A 14,985-nucleotide genomic window follows, 5' to 3' on the forward strand; every position below is an offset into this window, starting at 1 on the left:
AGGCGTCGACCAAAATGCCATTAAGACGCTGCAGCTGCAGTACAGGCCTGGAAAAATATGACCATCAGCAAGAAAATAATCGGCAGCTACACAATCATTCTGGCACTGCTCGTGCTGGTAACCGGCGTCTCTTTTTATTCGCTCAAACAGACCCAAGCAAGATACAACCATTTTCTGAATGTCGACGAGCGACTCCTGGAGGCCGCCAATGAACTGCGCACCGCGACTTTTGCCCAGCAGACGTATGTCCGGGGTATTTTGCTGTATCCAACGGAACTACTAAAGACAAATCAAGATCTTCTAGATGCTATTGACCGCAAGTACGAGCAAATTTTTGAAAGAATGCGCAGCCTGATGGCTGGGCGGGAAGGCAGCGACCTGCTGGACGACCTTCAGTTGCTCCAGCAGCAAACGGAGAAGGCTCAACAACAGGCGGTACGACTGGCACTGGAAGCAAAGAACGAAGAAGCACTCGCCTTTACGATCAGGGAATTCCGTCCTCGCAGCATCGCACTCATCGACAAGGCCACGCGTTTCTACGATCAACAAGCGAAGCTACTGGATAAAGGAAGAATTGAACTTGCCGAGCAGGTAAGTTCATATATGCTGACATTGATAGTGGCGGCCCTGTTTGCCGTTATTGTCGGGTTGGCGATCGGGACCCATCTCAGCCGTGTTATTACACGCGAACTTCGTGAAAATATCTCTCAGCTGTCATCTTCCTCAGCCGAGATTCTCGCCACGACCACCCAAGTAGCGTCAAGCGCAGCCGAGACCGCAGCCGCAGTGAGCGAGACAACCGCCACGGTGGAAGAGGTCAAGCAAACCGCCCAGCATGCAAGCCAAAAGGCGAAGTATGTTTCAGAAAGCGCGCAGAAAGCGTCGAATGTCTCCCAGGCAGGACGCAAATCGGTGGAGGAAGCTCTTCATGTGATGCACCGCATCAGGGAGCAGATGGGCTCCATCGCGGAAAGCATTGTCCAGTTATCCGAGCAGAGCCATGCCATCGGCCAGATCATTGCCACCGTCAACGACCTGGCTGAGCAATCGAATCTCCTCGCGGTTAATGCCGCCATCGAGGCCGCCCGGGCGGGCGAACAAGGCAAGAGTTTCGGCGTGGTGGCACATGAAATCAGAAGCCTTGCCGAGCAATCAAAGCAGGCAACCGGCCAGGTGCGTACTATTCTCGGCGATATTCAGAAGGCAACCAACGTCGCCGTTCTCGCCACCGAACAGGGCAACAAGGCAGTTGAAGCTGGCGTGAAACAATCAGCCGAAACCGATGAGGCAATCAGGCTGCTGTCAGCCAGTATTAACGAAGCGTCTCAGGCAGCGACCCAGATCGCCGCGTCCAGCCATCAGCAGATGGTCGGCATGGATCAGGTAGCAGTGGCGATGAACAATATCAGGGAGGCGAGCGAACAGAACGTAGCGGGCACCAGGCAGGCGGAGAAAGCTGCACAGGCACTCCATGACATGGGGACCCGGCTGAGGGCGTTAGTAGGTGAGATCAAGAATGGAAGACGCTCATGACAAGCAAGGATGATGTGCTTCTGAAGAAGCTCCTCATCACATTTCGCGTTGAAGCAGATGCGCATCTGCAGACAATGTCTTCGGGACTGCTGGTCCTGGAAAAAACACCACTGGCGGAACAATTTGCACTTGTTGAGACGATTTTCCGGGCCGCCCACAGTTTAAAGGGGGCTGCCCGAACCGTTAATCACACGGACATCGAGGCAGTCTGCCGTTCGTTGGAGAATGCGTTTTCAGCAATGAAAGCGAAGCGCCTGGTCATCTCGCCAGAATTGATCGACCTGCTACTCCAAGGGACCGACACCGTAGAGCGGCTTCTTGCCATCGATGACGGCCAGAAGGGCGCCCTTAAACCTCTGATCGGCGCACTCGTTTGTCAAATTAATGAGGCATTGCTAAGGCCGCTGCCTGAATTTTCGACGGCACCTGAGCCTGTGCTCCCGTCCTCGGAGGATGCACCAACCGACGTCGATACACGAGAGGTATTAGGCGCGGCACCTAGCCGGGCACCCGCTACTGTAAGGGTCTCAGCAAAAAAATTGGACACAGTCATGCGCCAGGTTGAGGAACTGTTGCTGCCGTGCCTGGCGGTAGGTCACCGCGCCGAGGAACTTGGGCACGCATTCACCACACTCGCAGCATGGAAGAAACAGCGGCTTCAAATCCAACCGGTATTGAGAGTGGTTGATCGTGAACTTACGCATACTGCCGTGAATGGCAACAGCTCAATCAGGACGCATGAGCTTCCAAAGCTCCTCAAATATCTCGATGCCGAGCAAGTCCAGATGAAAATGCTCGAGGATCAGCTTGCACGCTTGCAACGCGCGGCCGAGCAGGATCAGCGAATGCTGACCAGCCTTACCGACGGCCTGCGGCAAGACGTCAAGGAGATGCAATTACTGCCGTTCGCGTCGTTGCTTCAGATTCTCCCGCGATTCTCGCGAGAACTGGCACGCGATCAGGGTAAAAACTTGGAAATGACGATCCGGGGAAGCGAGCTTGAGATAGATAGACACATCCTGGAAGAGATGAAGGATCCGCTTATCCACCTCGTGCGTAATTGCATTGATCACGGTATCGAGCCAACCGCGGTGCGAGTAAGCAAGGGCAAACCACCACACGGAACAATCACGTTAGCATGTTCGCAAAAAGACAGCAGTACGGTTGAGCTGCTCGTCACGGATGATGGGGCCGGCTTTGATCTCGCCATGGTTAAAGCTGTAGCCTGCAAGCTCGGCGTTATCTCGGCCGAGGAGGCAGAGCAGTTGGGTGAACTGGAAGTGGCGGCACTGGCCTTTAAATCGGGCGTCACAACCAGCCCCATGGTCACCGATATATCCGGGCGGGGACTTGGCCTTGCGATTGTCCATGAAAAGGTCGAGCATCTGGGTGGGAACATCGTTATAAAGTCGATACCCGGTGCTGGGACTGCTTTCCATATTTCGTTGCCGCGAACGCTGGCAAACTTCCGCGGACTACTCGTTCATGCTGGCGAGCAACTTTTTGTTATTCCCTCAACGAGCGTTGAGCGAGTGGTTCGGGTTCCTGATACAGAAATTCGAACGGTGGAGAACCGAACCACCATCCTGGTGGATGAACAGCCGATCTCACTCGTCTGGTTGAGCGACATACTTGAATTACCCCGTCATTCCGCACCCGGCGAGCCAACGGACAGTGTAACCGCCGTAGTGCTTGGGTCCGGTCTCCTTCGCGTGGCGTTTTTAGTCGAAGCGATTGTAGGTGAACAAGAGGTGCTGGCCAAAGCACTGGTTCGGCCTTTGGTCCGGGTACGAAATATCGCGGGAGCGAGCGTCCTCGGGTCCGGCCGCATGGCGCCTGTGCTCAACCCAGCCGATTTACTCAAATCGGCTGTGAAGCGACCCCCTGCAGCCCAGGAGAGTGCGCGCCCGATACCTTCCCGAAAGGACGAGAAAGCAAAAAAACAATCGGTTCTGGTGGTGGAGGATTCTATTACTTCGCGCGTGTTGCTCAAAAACATCCTGGAGTCGGGGGGCTATCGTGTCACCACAGCCGTGGATGGAGTGGATGGTTTCACAACCCTTAAGACGGGCTCATTTGACCTGGTCGTCTCCGATGTGGAAATGCCACGCATGGATGGCTTTGGCCTCACGGCTCAAATCCGGGCCGAGAAGAAATTTGCGGGACTACCCGTCGTGCTGGTCACGGCACTGGAATCACGTGAACACCGCGAGCGGGGGATTGATGCTGGCGCCAACGCCTACATTGTGAAAAGCAATTTCGATCAGAGCAACCTGCTGGAGGTTATTCGGCGGCTTATCGGCACGTCGTCTGCGCTTTCATGATCAGAGTTCTGGTAGTGGATGACTCGTCCGTAGTGCGTGAATTCCTTGTACACATTCTCAGCTCCGACCCTGGCATCAGCGTTGTCGGCACAGCATGTGACGGCGAGGAAGCGCTCGATGTCGTGCGGCGCCAGCGGCCGGACGTTATCACCATGGACATCCACATGCCCAAACTGAACGGGCTTGACGCCACGCGCTTGATCATGGAAACCGATCCCACGCCCATCGTCATCGTAAGCGGTACCGAAGATCCTTTTGAAGTCGCCACAACATTTAAGGCAATGGACGCAGGCGCGCTGGCAGTGCTGCGCCGTCCGGCCGGCATCGGCCATCCCGATCATGAGGTCATGGCGCGAGACATGCTACAGACTGTAAAGCTGATGTCAGAAGTTAAGGTAATACGTCGCTGGCCGCGCGACCGGGCTGCCGCGCCGGCTCCGCGACCGGCAAACGTGGCGTTGACGCGAGGATCGGCCAAAATAAGAGTTGTAGCCATCGGTGCCTCCACCGGGGGACCGCCGGCGCTCGAAACGATCCTGGCGGCACTTCCCAGAAATTTCGCTGTGCCAATTTTAATCGTCCAGCACATGTCTCCCGGGTTTATCACCGGATTCGCCCGCTGGCTGGCGACTTCATCGGGCCTACCCGTCCATGTCGCAACACACGGCGAATCACTGCTGCCCGGACATGTCTATGTGGCGCCTGATGAGCACCAGATGAAGGTAGAGCGCGAGGGAAAGATTGTTCTGACAAAAAATGATCCCGAGCATGGGTTAAGGCCTTCGATCTCATACCTCTTCCGTGCTATTGCCGAGATCTACGGAGCCGAGGCTGTGGCCGGTTTATTGACGGGAATGGGGCGCGATGGAGCAAGCGAACTGAAGCTACTCAAGGAGCGTGGCGCCATTACTTTTGCCCAGGACAGGGACAGTTCCGTAGTGCATGGCATGCCAGGTGAGGCAATCAGGCTGGATGCAGCGATGCTGATCCTCCCGCTGGAAAAGATTGCCACGGCGTTAACAAATCTTGTGAATCATAGGGGAGAATCAGAGCGTGGCGTGCGATATTCAAAGTAAGCCCATCAATGCCGAGATTTTGATTGCGGAGGACAGCCCGACCCAGGCTGAAAAACTGCGTTACCTGCTTGAGGAGGACGGCTATTCCGTGATAGCCGTGGCAAATGGCAAGGAGGCCCTCGCAGCGGCTCGGCGGCACAAACCCACGCTTATCGTAAGCGATGTGATGATGCCCGAGATGGATGGATACACGCTATGCCGCGAAATCAAACGGGCGGAAGAGCTCAAGGATATACCCGTCATCCTGCTCACCTCGCTGTCAGACATCAGGGATATCATGAAAGGGCTGGAATGCGGTGCTGATAACTTCATCCGCAAGCCTTATGAAAACGAGTATCTCCTTTCCCGCATCAGCTATCTGCTTATGAATCTAGCATTACGCAAGAATCAGAAAATGCAGATGGGAATGGAAATTTATCTGGGAGGACAAAAGCATTTCATAAATGCCGAACGCCAGCAGATATTGGATCTGCTGATTTCAATCTATGAGGATGCAATCCGTCTCAACAATGAACTCCATGCGCGGCAGCTGGAACTGGCTCACTCTAATCACTTACTCAGCGGCCTTTACCGCATCGCCGAGGGCTTGAACCAGGCCGTAACTGAACGCGAGGTTTGTGAAAAAGCGCTTGAGTATGCCATGGGGCTACCCGGGCTACGGTCCGGATGGATCTACCTGGAAAACGACAATACTTTCAGATTGGCTGCCGCGCGCAATGCCCCGGCAACATTAGTGGCAGCGAATACGACCGATGCACGATGCGACTGTCAGCGCCTGTTCCTCGCAGGGGACCTGGGCCAGGTCACCAACATTGTCAGTTGCCGGTATCTTGTGAAACCCGAAGGGGATACCGAGAGCCCCCGCTGCCACGCGAGCGTCCCTTTGCGGAGTGGTAACCAGAACCGAGGCATCCTCAATGTGGTGGGGAACGAACAAGATCCGTTCAATGATAATGAACTGGAAATGTTATATGGCATCGGGCAGCAGGTAAGCATTGCGCTGGAGCGTGCCCGGCTGCATGAAAACATGGAGCAATTGGTCGCACAGCGAACCGAGGCGTTGACTGTGGAAATCTCCCTGCGTAAGGAGTATGAGGCCCGAATTGTCCGGCTCAACCGGATTTACAGCGTGTTAAGCGGTATCAACACCACTATCGTGCGCGTTAGAGGAAGACAAGAGCTTTTTGATGACGCATGCCGTATCGCGGTGGATCACGGCCGATTTGTGTTTAGCTGGATTGGCACGTTCAATGCAGAGGCACGGAACGTCACGCCAATAGCAAAGGCCGGACGAGATGATGGCTATCTGTCACAGCTCAGTTTGGATAACGTGCTCGAATCTTCAGGAAACTCATTCTTGATAGCGCAGGCGATAAAGCAGGTCAAGCCAGCGATTTGCAACGATCTTACGGACCCGCGGATGCAGTCGGACCACAGCACTGCGCTGGAGCGCGGCTATCACTCGATGGTGGTGCTGCCGTTAACGCTGGAAGCGGAAGTGGTGGGCATCTTCGCGCTCTACGCACCGGAAATCGGGTTTTTCGATGAGGAGGAAATGGCTCTGTTAAACGAAATGGCCGGCGACATTTCTTTCGCCATGGACCATTTGAAAAAGGTGGAACGCATCAATTATCTGGCTTTCTTTGATGCGGTAACGAACCTTCCTAATCGAGCGCTTTTTCTCGATCGTGTCGGCCAGCGAATCGCGACGAGTGATCACAGTCGTAAGGTCCTTTCGGTAATTATTCTCGACCTCGAGCGATTCAGCAGTATAAACCAGTCGCTTGGCCACCAAGCGGGAGATAGCCTGTTGCGTCAGCTCGCACAACGACTGAAGCAGTTGCTCCCGGAAACAGATATCCTGGCCCATCTTTCGGCAGATCACTTTGCGATCGCCACTATGCATCAAGGAGAAAGTACATCGATTGCGCATATTCTGGACAAAGTTTTGCTCGGAATCCAGAACCAACCGTTCCCGATAGGCGAACAGGGGCTGCACGTTTCAGCCAGAGCAGGAACATCGTCTTATCCTGACGATGGTCTGGATGCCGATACGCTTTTGCGGCACGCTGAAACGGCACTGAAAAGGGCCAAGCTTTCTTGCGACAGGCACCGGTTTTATGCACCCGAGTTTAACGCTCGCATCACGGAGAAGCTCAAGCTTGAAACCAAGTTGCGACAGGCCTTGGAGCAAGAACAGCTGGTGCTGCACTACCAACCTAAAATTAATCTGAGAACTGGAAAAATCAGCGGCCTGGAGGCATTGATGCGCTGGCGTGATCCCGAAATCGGCCTTATACCGCCGCTCAGTTTCATTCCCTTGCTCGAAGAAACGCGGATGATCCTGGAGGCAGGCCGCTGGGCGTTAAGCAAGGCAATATCGGATTACAGGAAATGGCAAAACATGGGGTTGAATCCCCCCAAAATTGCAGTGAATGTCTCGCCGATTCAACTACAGCAGAGCGATTTCGTCGATATGGTTGCAAGCGTCCTGGACGCCGCCCAAAACATCGAGATCGGCCTGGAGTTTGAAATTACCGAAAGTGTGATCATGCAGGACATTGAAGCGAATATTCAAAAGCTCAGGCGCATACGCGATATGAATATCGAAGTTGCGATAGATGACTTTGGGACTGGCTATTCGTCGCTCAACTATATAGCCAAATTACCGGTGAACGTGCTTAAAATCGATCGCGCTTTCATTATCAATATGACGACAAATCCCGATGACTTTACGATCGTTTCCGCCATCATATCTCTGGCGCACTCCCTGCATCTGCAGGTAATCGCGGAGGGGGTTGAAACCCATGAGCAGGCAGCGCTTCTACGCGCGCTTGAATGCGATGAAATGCAGGGATATCTGTTTAGTCCCGGCGTCACAGCCGATAAGATAGAGGAAATTCTGAGGCAAAATAAAACACTTTCAATGCAGCCGCTCCCTGAAAAAGTGGCACAGCCTCCACAATAGAACCTTCTGGTACCCTGCCCATTAGCGGTGTAAGCTGCTTCCTTGCCTCTTAGTGCCGCCTGTAAGTTCGCTTACACGTTCCGCCCGTGCTCCGCGGTTTATAAAAAACATCAGGGCGGCAAATATCAGCTTTCTCATGGGAAGAACCCCTGAACTATTAATCGAGGTTGCGCTAGGCGCGTTTGCGCCGCGGTCAATGCGAACCGGAGCCGCTATTCCGACTCCTGCGGCGCTATACGCTTCTCCTGTTAATACCTGCTATTTACCAAGCGTACTATTTGAAAATTATTGAGTCGAATTCCGAGAAACCAGCATGAATTATGATGTGTTTAACGGCGATGCCGACGGCTTATGTGCATTGCATCAGCTCCGGCTCGAAAACCCGGCGCCGGCCACACTGGTTACCGGAGTCAAGCGCGACATCAAGCTGCTTGACCGGGTGGAAGCCGGCATGGGTGATCAGGTAACCGTACTCGATATCTCGCTCGACAGTAACCGAAAGGGGCTCATGCGCTTGCTGGAGGCGGGAGCAAGCGTCGAGTATTTCGACCACCATTATGCAGGTGAAATACCGCTGCACCAAAATCTTGCCGCCCATATCGACTTATCCGCGCAAGTATGCACTAGCATCCTGGTTGATCGGTACTTGCGAGGGCACTACCGCTTATGGGCAATCGTGGCCGCCTTTGGGGATAATCTTGGGCAGAGCGGCCGCGCCCTTGCGAAAGATGCGGGGCTTTCGGAACCCGAAACAGAAAAGCTGGCATCGCTGGGTGAGTACTTGAATTACAATGGTTATGGCGACCGTCTGCAAGATCTGCATTTCGAACCGGGCAAGCTGTACGAAGAAATGCGGCCATATCCCGATCCATTTGATTTTATTGCCAGGTCACCAGCATTTGACCGGCTTGCGGCTGGGTTTCATCACGATATCAGCATGGTTGCTCCGATTCGACCCCTGCAGGCCGGCGGACATCACGCGGCCTATATGCTACCCGATGAAGCGTGGGCAAGGCGGGTAAACGGTGTTTTCGCGAACAAACTGGCGAACGATAATCCGATGAGCGCTCATGCGGTGATCACATCGAATCGGTATGGCGGTTATACGGTCAGCGTGCGCGCCCCGATCACCAATCCGCAGGGTGCCGATACGCTCTGCCTCAAGTTTGAGACAGGTGGAGGGCGCCGGGCCGCGGCGGGTATTAACCGGCTTCCCGCAGATGCGCTGGAGGGGTTCCTTGCGATGTTCGCTGAACAGTTTCCTTAGAATCCGACTGGTCGCTCTTCCAGCTATCATGCGACGGCATGGTCGGTGTCTTGCTGAAAGCAATGGTCAAGTGCTCAAAATCCCATTCTCCTACTCCGCAAGTAAATGACGGTCTGCAGAGCAGGCTGATCACTGCCTTGTTGGATGGGGAGCGCTATCCCCATCCCGCGAAACGGGTGCGACTGGTTGAAACGCACATATCCTGGGTGCTCCTGGCGGGACGTTACGCGTACAAAATCAAGAAATCGGTTGATCTCGGCTTCCTCAATTTTACCAGCCTGGCAAGGCGCCTCGATTATTGCGACGAGGAAATCCGACTTAACCGCCGATTGGCGCCACGGCTGTATCTCGATGTTATTCCCATCGGGGGCACGCCGGAAATACCCCAGTTGGGCACGCTGCCAGCGATTGAATATGCTGTCCGAATGCGGCGCTTTTCCACCCTGAAACAATTGGATCGCCTCGCCGCGCGCAATAAGATTCTACCCTCGCATATGGATAGCCTCGCGGCCACCATCGCCCAATTTCATGCCGGCCTGCCAATGGCGAAAGCGTCAGTTGAGTTTGGTACAGCCGCGGCCACCTATTCATTAGTATCAAAAAGCTTTGAGCGCTTGCAAGGTGCACTGGCGAGTCACGATGATGAAACCAGGGTGACCCCGCTGCGTCATGCCATGGAAATGGAATATGGCAAATGCGAGTATCGCCTTGAACAGCGCCACGCGCAGGGTTTTGTACGCGAGTGCCATGGTGACCTGCATCTCGGCAATATCGCACTCATCGGCAATCAGCCCATCCCCTTCGACTGTATCGAGTTCAACCCGTCGCTGCGCTGGATTGACCTAATGAATGAAGTTGCATTTACCGTCATGGATCTGTTGCACTACCAGCGACCTGACCTCGCCTTCCGTTTCTTGAACGCTTACCTGGAGTCTACTGGAGATTACGGCGGGGTATGCTTGCTGCGTTACTATATTGCCTACCGCGCCGTGGTGCGCGCCATGGTCAGCGCGATTCGCGCGGAGCAGACGGGCTTGCGTAAGCGAGCAAGAACGGCCGCATTGGCCAATTGCTTCAGTCTTGTTGCTCTTGCTGGGGAGCGCCTCGCGTGGCACCGCCCCGCGCTGATTATTACACATGGATTACCCGGGTCAGGCAAAACAACTTTTGCGCAGACAGCGCTGGAACGGTTCCAGGCAATACGCATCCGTTCCGATGTGGAGCGTAAACGTCTATTTGGGCTCACGCCGCTGGCGGACAGCCGCGAATCGGGCGATGCCATATACACTGCAAGCGCGACACAACATACTTATGAGCGCCTCCACAAACTCGCGCGCGAACTGCTGATGGCGGGCAATACCGTGATTGTGGATGCCGCCTTTCTGAGGCAGAGCGAACGCGAATATTTCCACGGACTCGCGCATGAACTCGAGGCCCCGTTTGCCATTGCTTCGCTGCAAGCCAGCGCGATCGATTTGACGACGCGCATTCGCCGGCGGCTATGCAAGTTGAAGGATGCTTCCGAAGCAGATCTCGCGGTACTTAAGTCGTTGCAGTCAAAACAGGAAGTGCTATCACCGGCAGAGCAAGCCCATGCGGTAACGTTCCTGAATGAAGGAGAGGGGTTTGACATTGATGCCCCCGAGTGGGAAAAGCTCGATCGATTGATCCGTCCGAAAAATAACATGAACCCAACCACATCCTAAAACGTCAACGAGGCCCTAGACCCCCTTCCTAACTATCGAACTCTTCTCGCATCAGCGATCAACTCTTGTTTATATTTCACGGGAACGGCATTCCACTTTGCCCCATCTCCGTGCTAACCTTTCTTTAAGAAACCGTGCAGGAGGCTGTCCCGAGTTCCAGAATTACCTCACCAGCCCAGTCAGCCCATATCAATGCCATGCTCAGGACAACAGTACGCTTGCCAGTCAGAACACTGCCTCAGCCGGATGAAACGACATGCGGGCCGACCTGCCTGCATGCAATGTATAACTATTGGGGAAAGACGGAGACGCTGAGGAGTGTCATAACGCGAACCCGGAAACTGGATAGCGACAGTGGCACCTCTGCAGTTTTTCTGGGTTGCGATGCCATGCGCAACGGTTTCCAGGCCACGATATATACCTACAACCTGATGGTTTTCGATCCGACCTGGTTCGCTCCGGGCGTGGACATCGCCGAACGGCTAAGGCTCCAGCGCGAGCTAAAAACGGAACCAAGATTGCGGCATGCCACGGAAGGCTATCTGGAGTTCCTCCGCCTGGGTGGGCGGTTGCTGCTTATCGACCTCTCGCAATCACTCATCCATGGCCTTTTGCGCCGTGGCCTGCCTATTCTGACCGAATTGAGCTCCACCTACCTTTACCGCGCTCCGAGAGAATATGGACCGGATGATACACCCGATGACGTGCGAGGCTTTCAGGCTGGGCATTTCGTTGTATTGACCGGCTATGACCGGCTGAAGCGTACTGTACTTGTAGCTGATCCATACGGTCCGTTCCAGGAGTATTGGTGCACTATAGACCGGGTGTTGGGCGCCGCGCTGCTGGGAATTGTCACGCATGATGCCAATCTGCTTGTCATCCATTCCCGTGGGAATCAGGATACCCCTGATAAAGGAAGATGAGCTCTGCGTTGTCCGTCTTTTTGGGCTACGCGTCGAACTGGAATAAATGATTGGGGATCGCATTCCTGCCCATTGCGGACAGGGTCGCTCCATCGGGTCTCCGGCACGTATGCTTCCGAATACAGGTGCGGGGAGTTAGCCTGGGACCCAGCTTGTGCTGCATCTGCTAGAGCTCAAAAACGTGGAACCAAATCGAAATTTACATACGCTTCTCGCGGCATTTCAGGGCCAAACTCACCGGATCAACGCTCTGCTCGAATCCATGGAGGCGAAGCTCATGCCTACCGCCATGCCTCCGTGGATGAATCCGAGCGAATTGTCCGATGCCGGACCGTTAGTGCGACGCGAGTGAGATTTGATAATGACATTATGATGCTGGTGCCTGAAACGGTTGCGCCCCCGTATCCACATCCAGCTGATTCGCCAGAGCGCGCAACGGTGCGGAAATCTCCACCGGGTAAGCCGACGATGCATCGATCGCCGCCAAAGACTGCGGCAAACGGGCGTAGCCAGCCAACGCCCGTTTACGCATTTCGTCAAGCGTGCTACTGCCGTTAATACGCTTTCCGCTCCGCATTACGGGGACAATGAGCGGCTCTCCGCCGTGACGATCTTCTCCCTCCAGCGTGACGATATCGTGTGAGATATAGCCGCTGGAGACATCGTAATTGCGATAAACCTGTTTTCTTCCTGGCCAGGTTGCTTTTCCTTCCGAGCGCTTGCGGCGCGCCTTGCCGGCGTATTCCTGTAGCTTGTAGGCGCAGTCGAGCGACGGCGCATCGCTAGAGACATCCAGCGCCGTTCCCACGCCAAAACCATCGATTGGCGCGGCCGGCGATTCAGCGGGTGACACGAGCGTACCCAAACGGTATTCATCCAGGTTTCCGCTGGCAAAGATAGCGACATCTTCCAGTCCGCCTTCGTCGAGTATCCGCCTGACGCGCCGGGCATGCATGGCAAGATCGCCGCTATCCAGCCGCACACCCTTTATGCTTATCCCATCTGCGCTCAGTTTGCGAGCCAAGCTCACCACCTTGGCTGCAGCCGCTTCGGTGTCGTACGTATCGATCAGCAGAACAGCGTTGTCCGGGTAGGAACGGGCAAAGTTCTCCAGCGCCATAGCTTCATCGGGGTGGGCCTGTATGTAGGAATGGGCGCTGGTGCCAAATAACGGAATCCCATACAGCATCCCCGCCAGCACGGTGGCAGTGCCGGAAAACCCGGCAAGGTAGCTCGCCCGTGCGGCGAGGAGAGCCGCCTCAGCGCCATGAGCGCGGCGCATGCCGAAATCCACAAGTAGCTTGCCAGGCGCCGCCAGCACCGAGCGCGCGGCCTTTGTTGCGATCATGGTCTCGAAGTGCAGCAGATTCATGACCCGCGATTCGACCAGCTGGGCTTGTGGCAGCGGTGCGGTTATCCTCAGGATGGGCTCGTCCGGAAAAAAAAGAGTCCCTTCCGGCATGGCATGAACGTCCCCGTTAAAATGGAACCGTTCAAGATAATCGATGAAATGAGGTTGAAAACGCGTGGCCAGCCATGCCAACTCGTCCGGAGAGAACGTAAGATTCTCCAGAAAATCCAGGACCTGCTCCAGACCCGCTGCGACCATGAAATTACGGCACGACGGGAGCTTACGTACAAAAAGCTCAAATACTGCGGTTTCTTCCATTCCCCGCTCCAGATAGCTCTGCATCATCATAAGTTGATAATGGTCGGTCAGAAGCGGACTGGAACCGGGATTCATGCGTTAAGCATTTCAAGGTGGATGGGAATCGCGCCCAGGGTTTTCATCTGCTCACTGGCGCCGCCGTGGTTCAGGCTGGTGTCAATGGCGCGGATCGCGTCCTCGAGAACAAACGTCGCGTAGTGGCAACGCAGCGCATCCTTCACGGTATTGAGCACGCAATACTCCGTCGCCAAGCCCCCTATGAATACGCGCACAGTGCCGGCGGACTTTAGTAAGGAATCGAGTTGGGTGTTATCAAAGCCCGAATAGGCATCCCTCTCCCGCGCGGTCGCCTTGGATATGACAAAAGTATCAGCGGGAAGGTGAAGGCTGGAGGGAAAGGCCGCGCCCTGGGTCGCCGCAATGCAGTGGGACGGCCATGGACCGCCCTGACGCTGGAAGGAGCAGTGATCGGGGGGATGCCAGTCGCGGGTGGCGAAAACAGGCAAACGCTGTGAATGGAATAGCGCGAGATAGCGATTTAGCACCGGGACGACCTCGTTCCCGGCAGGTACAGCGAGACTGCCGCCGGGAAGAAAGTCATTTTGCACGTCCACCAGAATCAAAGCATCGCCAGCCTGAAGACCGATTTTCGCGTGCCGACCATTACTCATTGGAATTTACTCTCTGCTTGTGCTGTCGACCGAAACTTCGGTATCGACGCCGGCACCATGAGAATCGCGTGACCAGCGTCAGCATAAGTGCCTCAGGCTGGGCACTCATGGAACAGAGAATCAGGCTGGGCACTCATGGAACAGAGAATCAGGCTGGGCACTCATGGAACAGAGAAAAAGCAGGAGGCCCCGTGGCGAAGAGCGCAACGGCCAGGACTCATCACTCCTGTTCTGCTTCGCCCTCCGCGATGTGGCGCTTGCCAGCGCTTACACGCTTCGCCTGAGGACCCTCGCCACCAATATCTTCAAGAAACTTGACTTCGCTGCCCTCCTCCAATTTCTCGAAGTTATTTTCAGCCAGGTTATCGCGGTGAAAATAGAGTTCCTCTCCTTCTGGAGTCTCAATAAATCCGTAGCCTTCCTCGGTTATGAGACGCACTATCCTCCCATGTAGTACCGGTGTGTGCGCCTTGATATCGCCGCGCTGCCGCCGGCCATAATCCTCCAACTGGCGCTTGGCCGCATCAAAGGCGTCGCGGACCGCGACATATACATCCTCATGCGCTTGATTCACCACCAGTTCCCTGCCAGGCACTGTAATATCGAGACGCACGTTAAAGGTGCGCCCTTGATGTTTATGCTTGTGCGGAACGTCGACCACCACTCGGCAGCCCATGACTTTCGGGTAGAACGTGTCGAGCTTTTCCACTTTCTGACGAATGTGAGCCTCCAGCGCTTCAGAATGGGGAACGTCCCTCGTGGTAATCTGCAGTGGCAATTTCATGACGATATCCTCCAATGTTTACGTTGCAAGGCCTATCTTGAAAAAATAGGACAGGACTTTCACG

At 54.9% G+C, this 14,985-nt stretch carries 10 protein-coding genes; 7 read left to right on the forward strand and 3 right to left on the reverse strand.

Annotated elements, in window-relative coordinates:
* Nucleotides 1–57: 57 nt before the first annotated feature.
* From C8R31_RS11930 to C8R31_RS11960, 7 genes are all read left to right on the forward strand, one after another.
* Nucleotides 58–1,533 (forward strand): methyl-accepting chemotaxis protein, encoded by a 1,476-nt coding sequence (locus C8R31_RS11930; RefSeq protein WP_107694291.1) that lies wholly within the window; start codon nt 58–60, stop codon nt 1,531–1,533.
* Nucleotides 1,530–3,857: a hybrid sensor histidine kinase/response regulator gene (locus C8R31_RS11935; protein ID WP_107694292.1), complete on the forward strand. Its 2,328-nt coding sequence runs from the start codon at nt 1,530–1,532 to the stop codon at nt 3,855–3,857. The genes C8R31_RS11930 and C8R31_RS11935 overlap by 4 nt, the downstream gene beginning before the upstream one ends.
* Nucleotides 3,854–4,933, forward strand: coding sequence for a chemotaxis-specific protein-glutamate methyltransferase CheB (gene cheB, locus C8R31_RS11940; RefSeq protein ID WP_107694293.1), 1,080 nt, complete (start codon nt 3,854–3,856; stop codon nt 4,931–4,933). The genes C8R31_RS11935 and cheB overlap by 4 nt, the downstream gene beginning before the upstream one ends.
* Nucleotides 4,911–7,901 carry an EAL domain-containing protein gene (locus C8R31_RS11945; RefSeq protein WP_258192690.1) on the forward strand — a complete coding sequence of 997 codons (2,991 nt, stop codon included), beginning with the start codon at nt 4,911–4,913 and terminating at the stop codon, nt 7,899–7,901. The genes cheB and C8R31_RS11945 overlap by 23 nt, the downstream gene beginning before the upstream one ends.
* A 313-nt stretch (nt 7,902–8,214) precedes the next feature.
* On the forward strand, nt 8,215–9,168 hold the full coding sequence (locus tag C8R31_RS11950) for an acetyltransferase (protein ID WP_107694294.1): 954 nt from the start codon (nt 8,215–8,217) through the stop codon (nt 9,166–9,168).
* Nucleotides 9,169–9,206: 38 nt separating this feature from the next.
* Nucleotides 9,207–10,874 (forward strand): bifunctional aminoglycoside phosphotransferase/ATP-binding protein, encoded by a 1,668-nt coding sequence (locus tag C8R31_RS11955; RefSeq protein WP_107694295.1) that lies wholly within the window; start codon nt 9,207–9,209, stop codon nt 10,872–10,874.
* A 218-nt stretch (nt 10,875–11,092) separates the two neighbouring features.
* The gene (locus C8R31_RS11960) at nt 11,093–11,797 is read left to right on the forward strand and encodes a C39 family peptidase (RefSeq protein ID WP_258192691.1); all 705 of its coding nucleotides are present in this window, start codon (nt 11,093–11,095) and stop codon (nt 11,795–11,797) included.
* A 367-nt stretch (nt 11,798–12,164) separates the two neighbouring features.
* Here C8R31_RS11960 and C8R31_RS11970 read toward each other — a convergent pair whose 3' ends face one another.
* From C8R31_RS11970 to hpf, 3 genes are all read right to left on the reverse strand, one after another.
* On the reverse strand, nt 12,165–13,541 hold the full coding sequence (locus C8R31_RS11970) for a nicotinate phosphoribosyltransferase (RefSeq protein ID WP_107694298.1): 1,377 nt from the start codon (nt 13,539–13,541) through the stop codon (nt 12,165–12,167).
* Nucleotides 13,538–14,137 carry an isochorismatase family protein gene (locus C8R31_RS11975; protein ID WP_107694299.1) on the reverse strand — a complete coding sequence of 200 codons (600 nt, stop codon included), beginning with the start codon at nt 14,135–14,137 and terminating at the stop codon, nt 13,538–13,540. The genes C8R31_RS11970 and C8R31_RS11975 overlap by 4 nt, the downstream gene beginning before the upstream one ends.
* Nucleotides 14,138–14,357: 220 nt before the next feature.
* Nucleotides 14,358–14,921, reverse strand: a complete 564-nt coding sequence (hpf, locus tag C8R31_RS11980) for a ribosome hibernation-promoting factor, HPF/YfiA family (RefSeq protein ID WP_107694300.1) — start codon at nt 14,919–14,921, stop codon at nt 14,358–14,360.
* Nucleotides 14,922–14,985 lie beyond the last annotated feature (64 nt).

The sequence above is a fragment of the Nitrosospira sp. Nsp2 genome, from assembly GCF_003050965.1.
Taxonomy (GTDB): Bacteria; Pseudomonadota; Gammaproteobacteria; order Burkholderiales; family Nitrosomonadaceae; genus Nitrosospira.

Coding starts and splice junctions, on each gene's coding strand:
- C8R31_RS11970 (WP_107694298.1), bottom strand. CDS start 13,541: ATGAATCCCGGTTCCAGTCCGCTTCTGACCGACCATTATCAACTTATG.
- cheB (WP_107694293.1), top strand. CDS start 3,854: ATGATCAGAGTTCTGGTAGTGGATGACTCGTCCGTAGTGCGTGAATTC.
- C8R31_RS11950 (WP_107694294.1), top strand. CDS start 8,215: ATGAATTATGATGTGTTTAACGGCGATGCCGACGGCTTATGTGCATTG.
- C8R31_RS11955 (WP_107694295.1), top strand. CDS start 9,207: ATGGTCGGTGTCTTGCTGAAAGCAATGGTCAAGTGCTCAAAATCCCAT.
- hpf (WP_107694300.1), bottom strand. CDS start 14,921: ATGAAATTGCCACTGCAGATTACCACGAGGGACGTTCCCCATTCTGAA.
- C8R31_RS11935 (WP_107694292.1), top strand. CDS start 1,530: ATGACAAGCAAGGATGATGTGCTTCTGAAGAAGCTCCTCATCACATTT.
- C8R31_RS11975 (WP_107694299.1), bottom strand. CDS start 14,137: ATGAGTAATGGTCGGCACGCGAAAATCGGTCTTCAGGCTGGCGATGCT.
- C8R31_RS11930 (WP_107694291.1), top strand. CDS start 58: ATGACCATCAGCAAGAAAATAATCGGCAGCTACACAATCATTCTGGCA.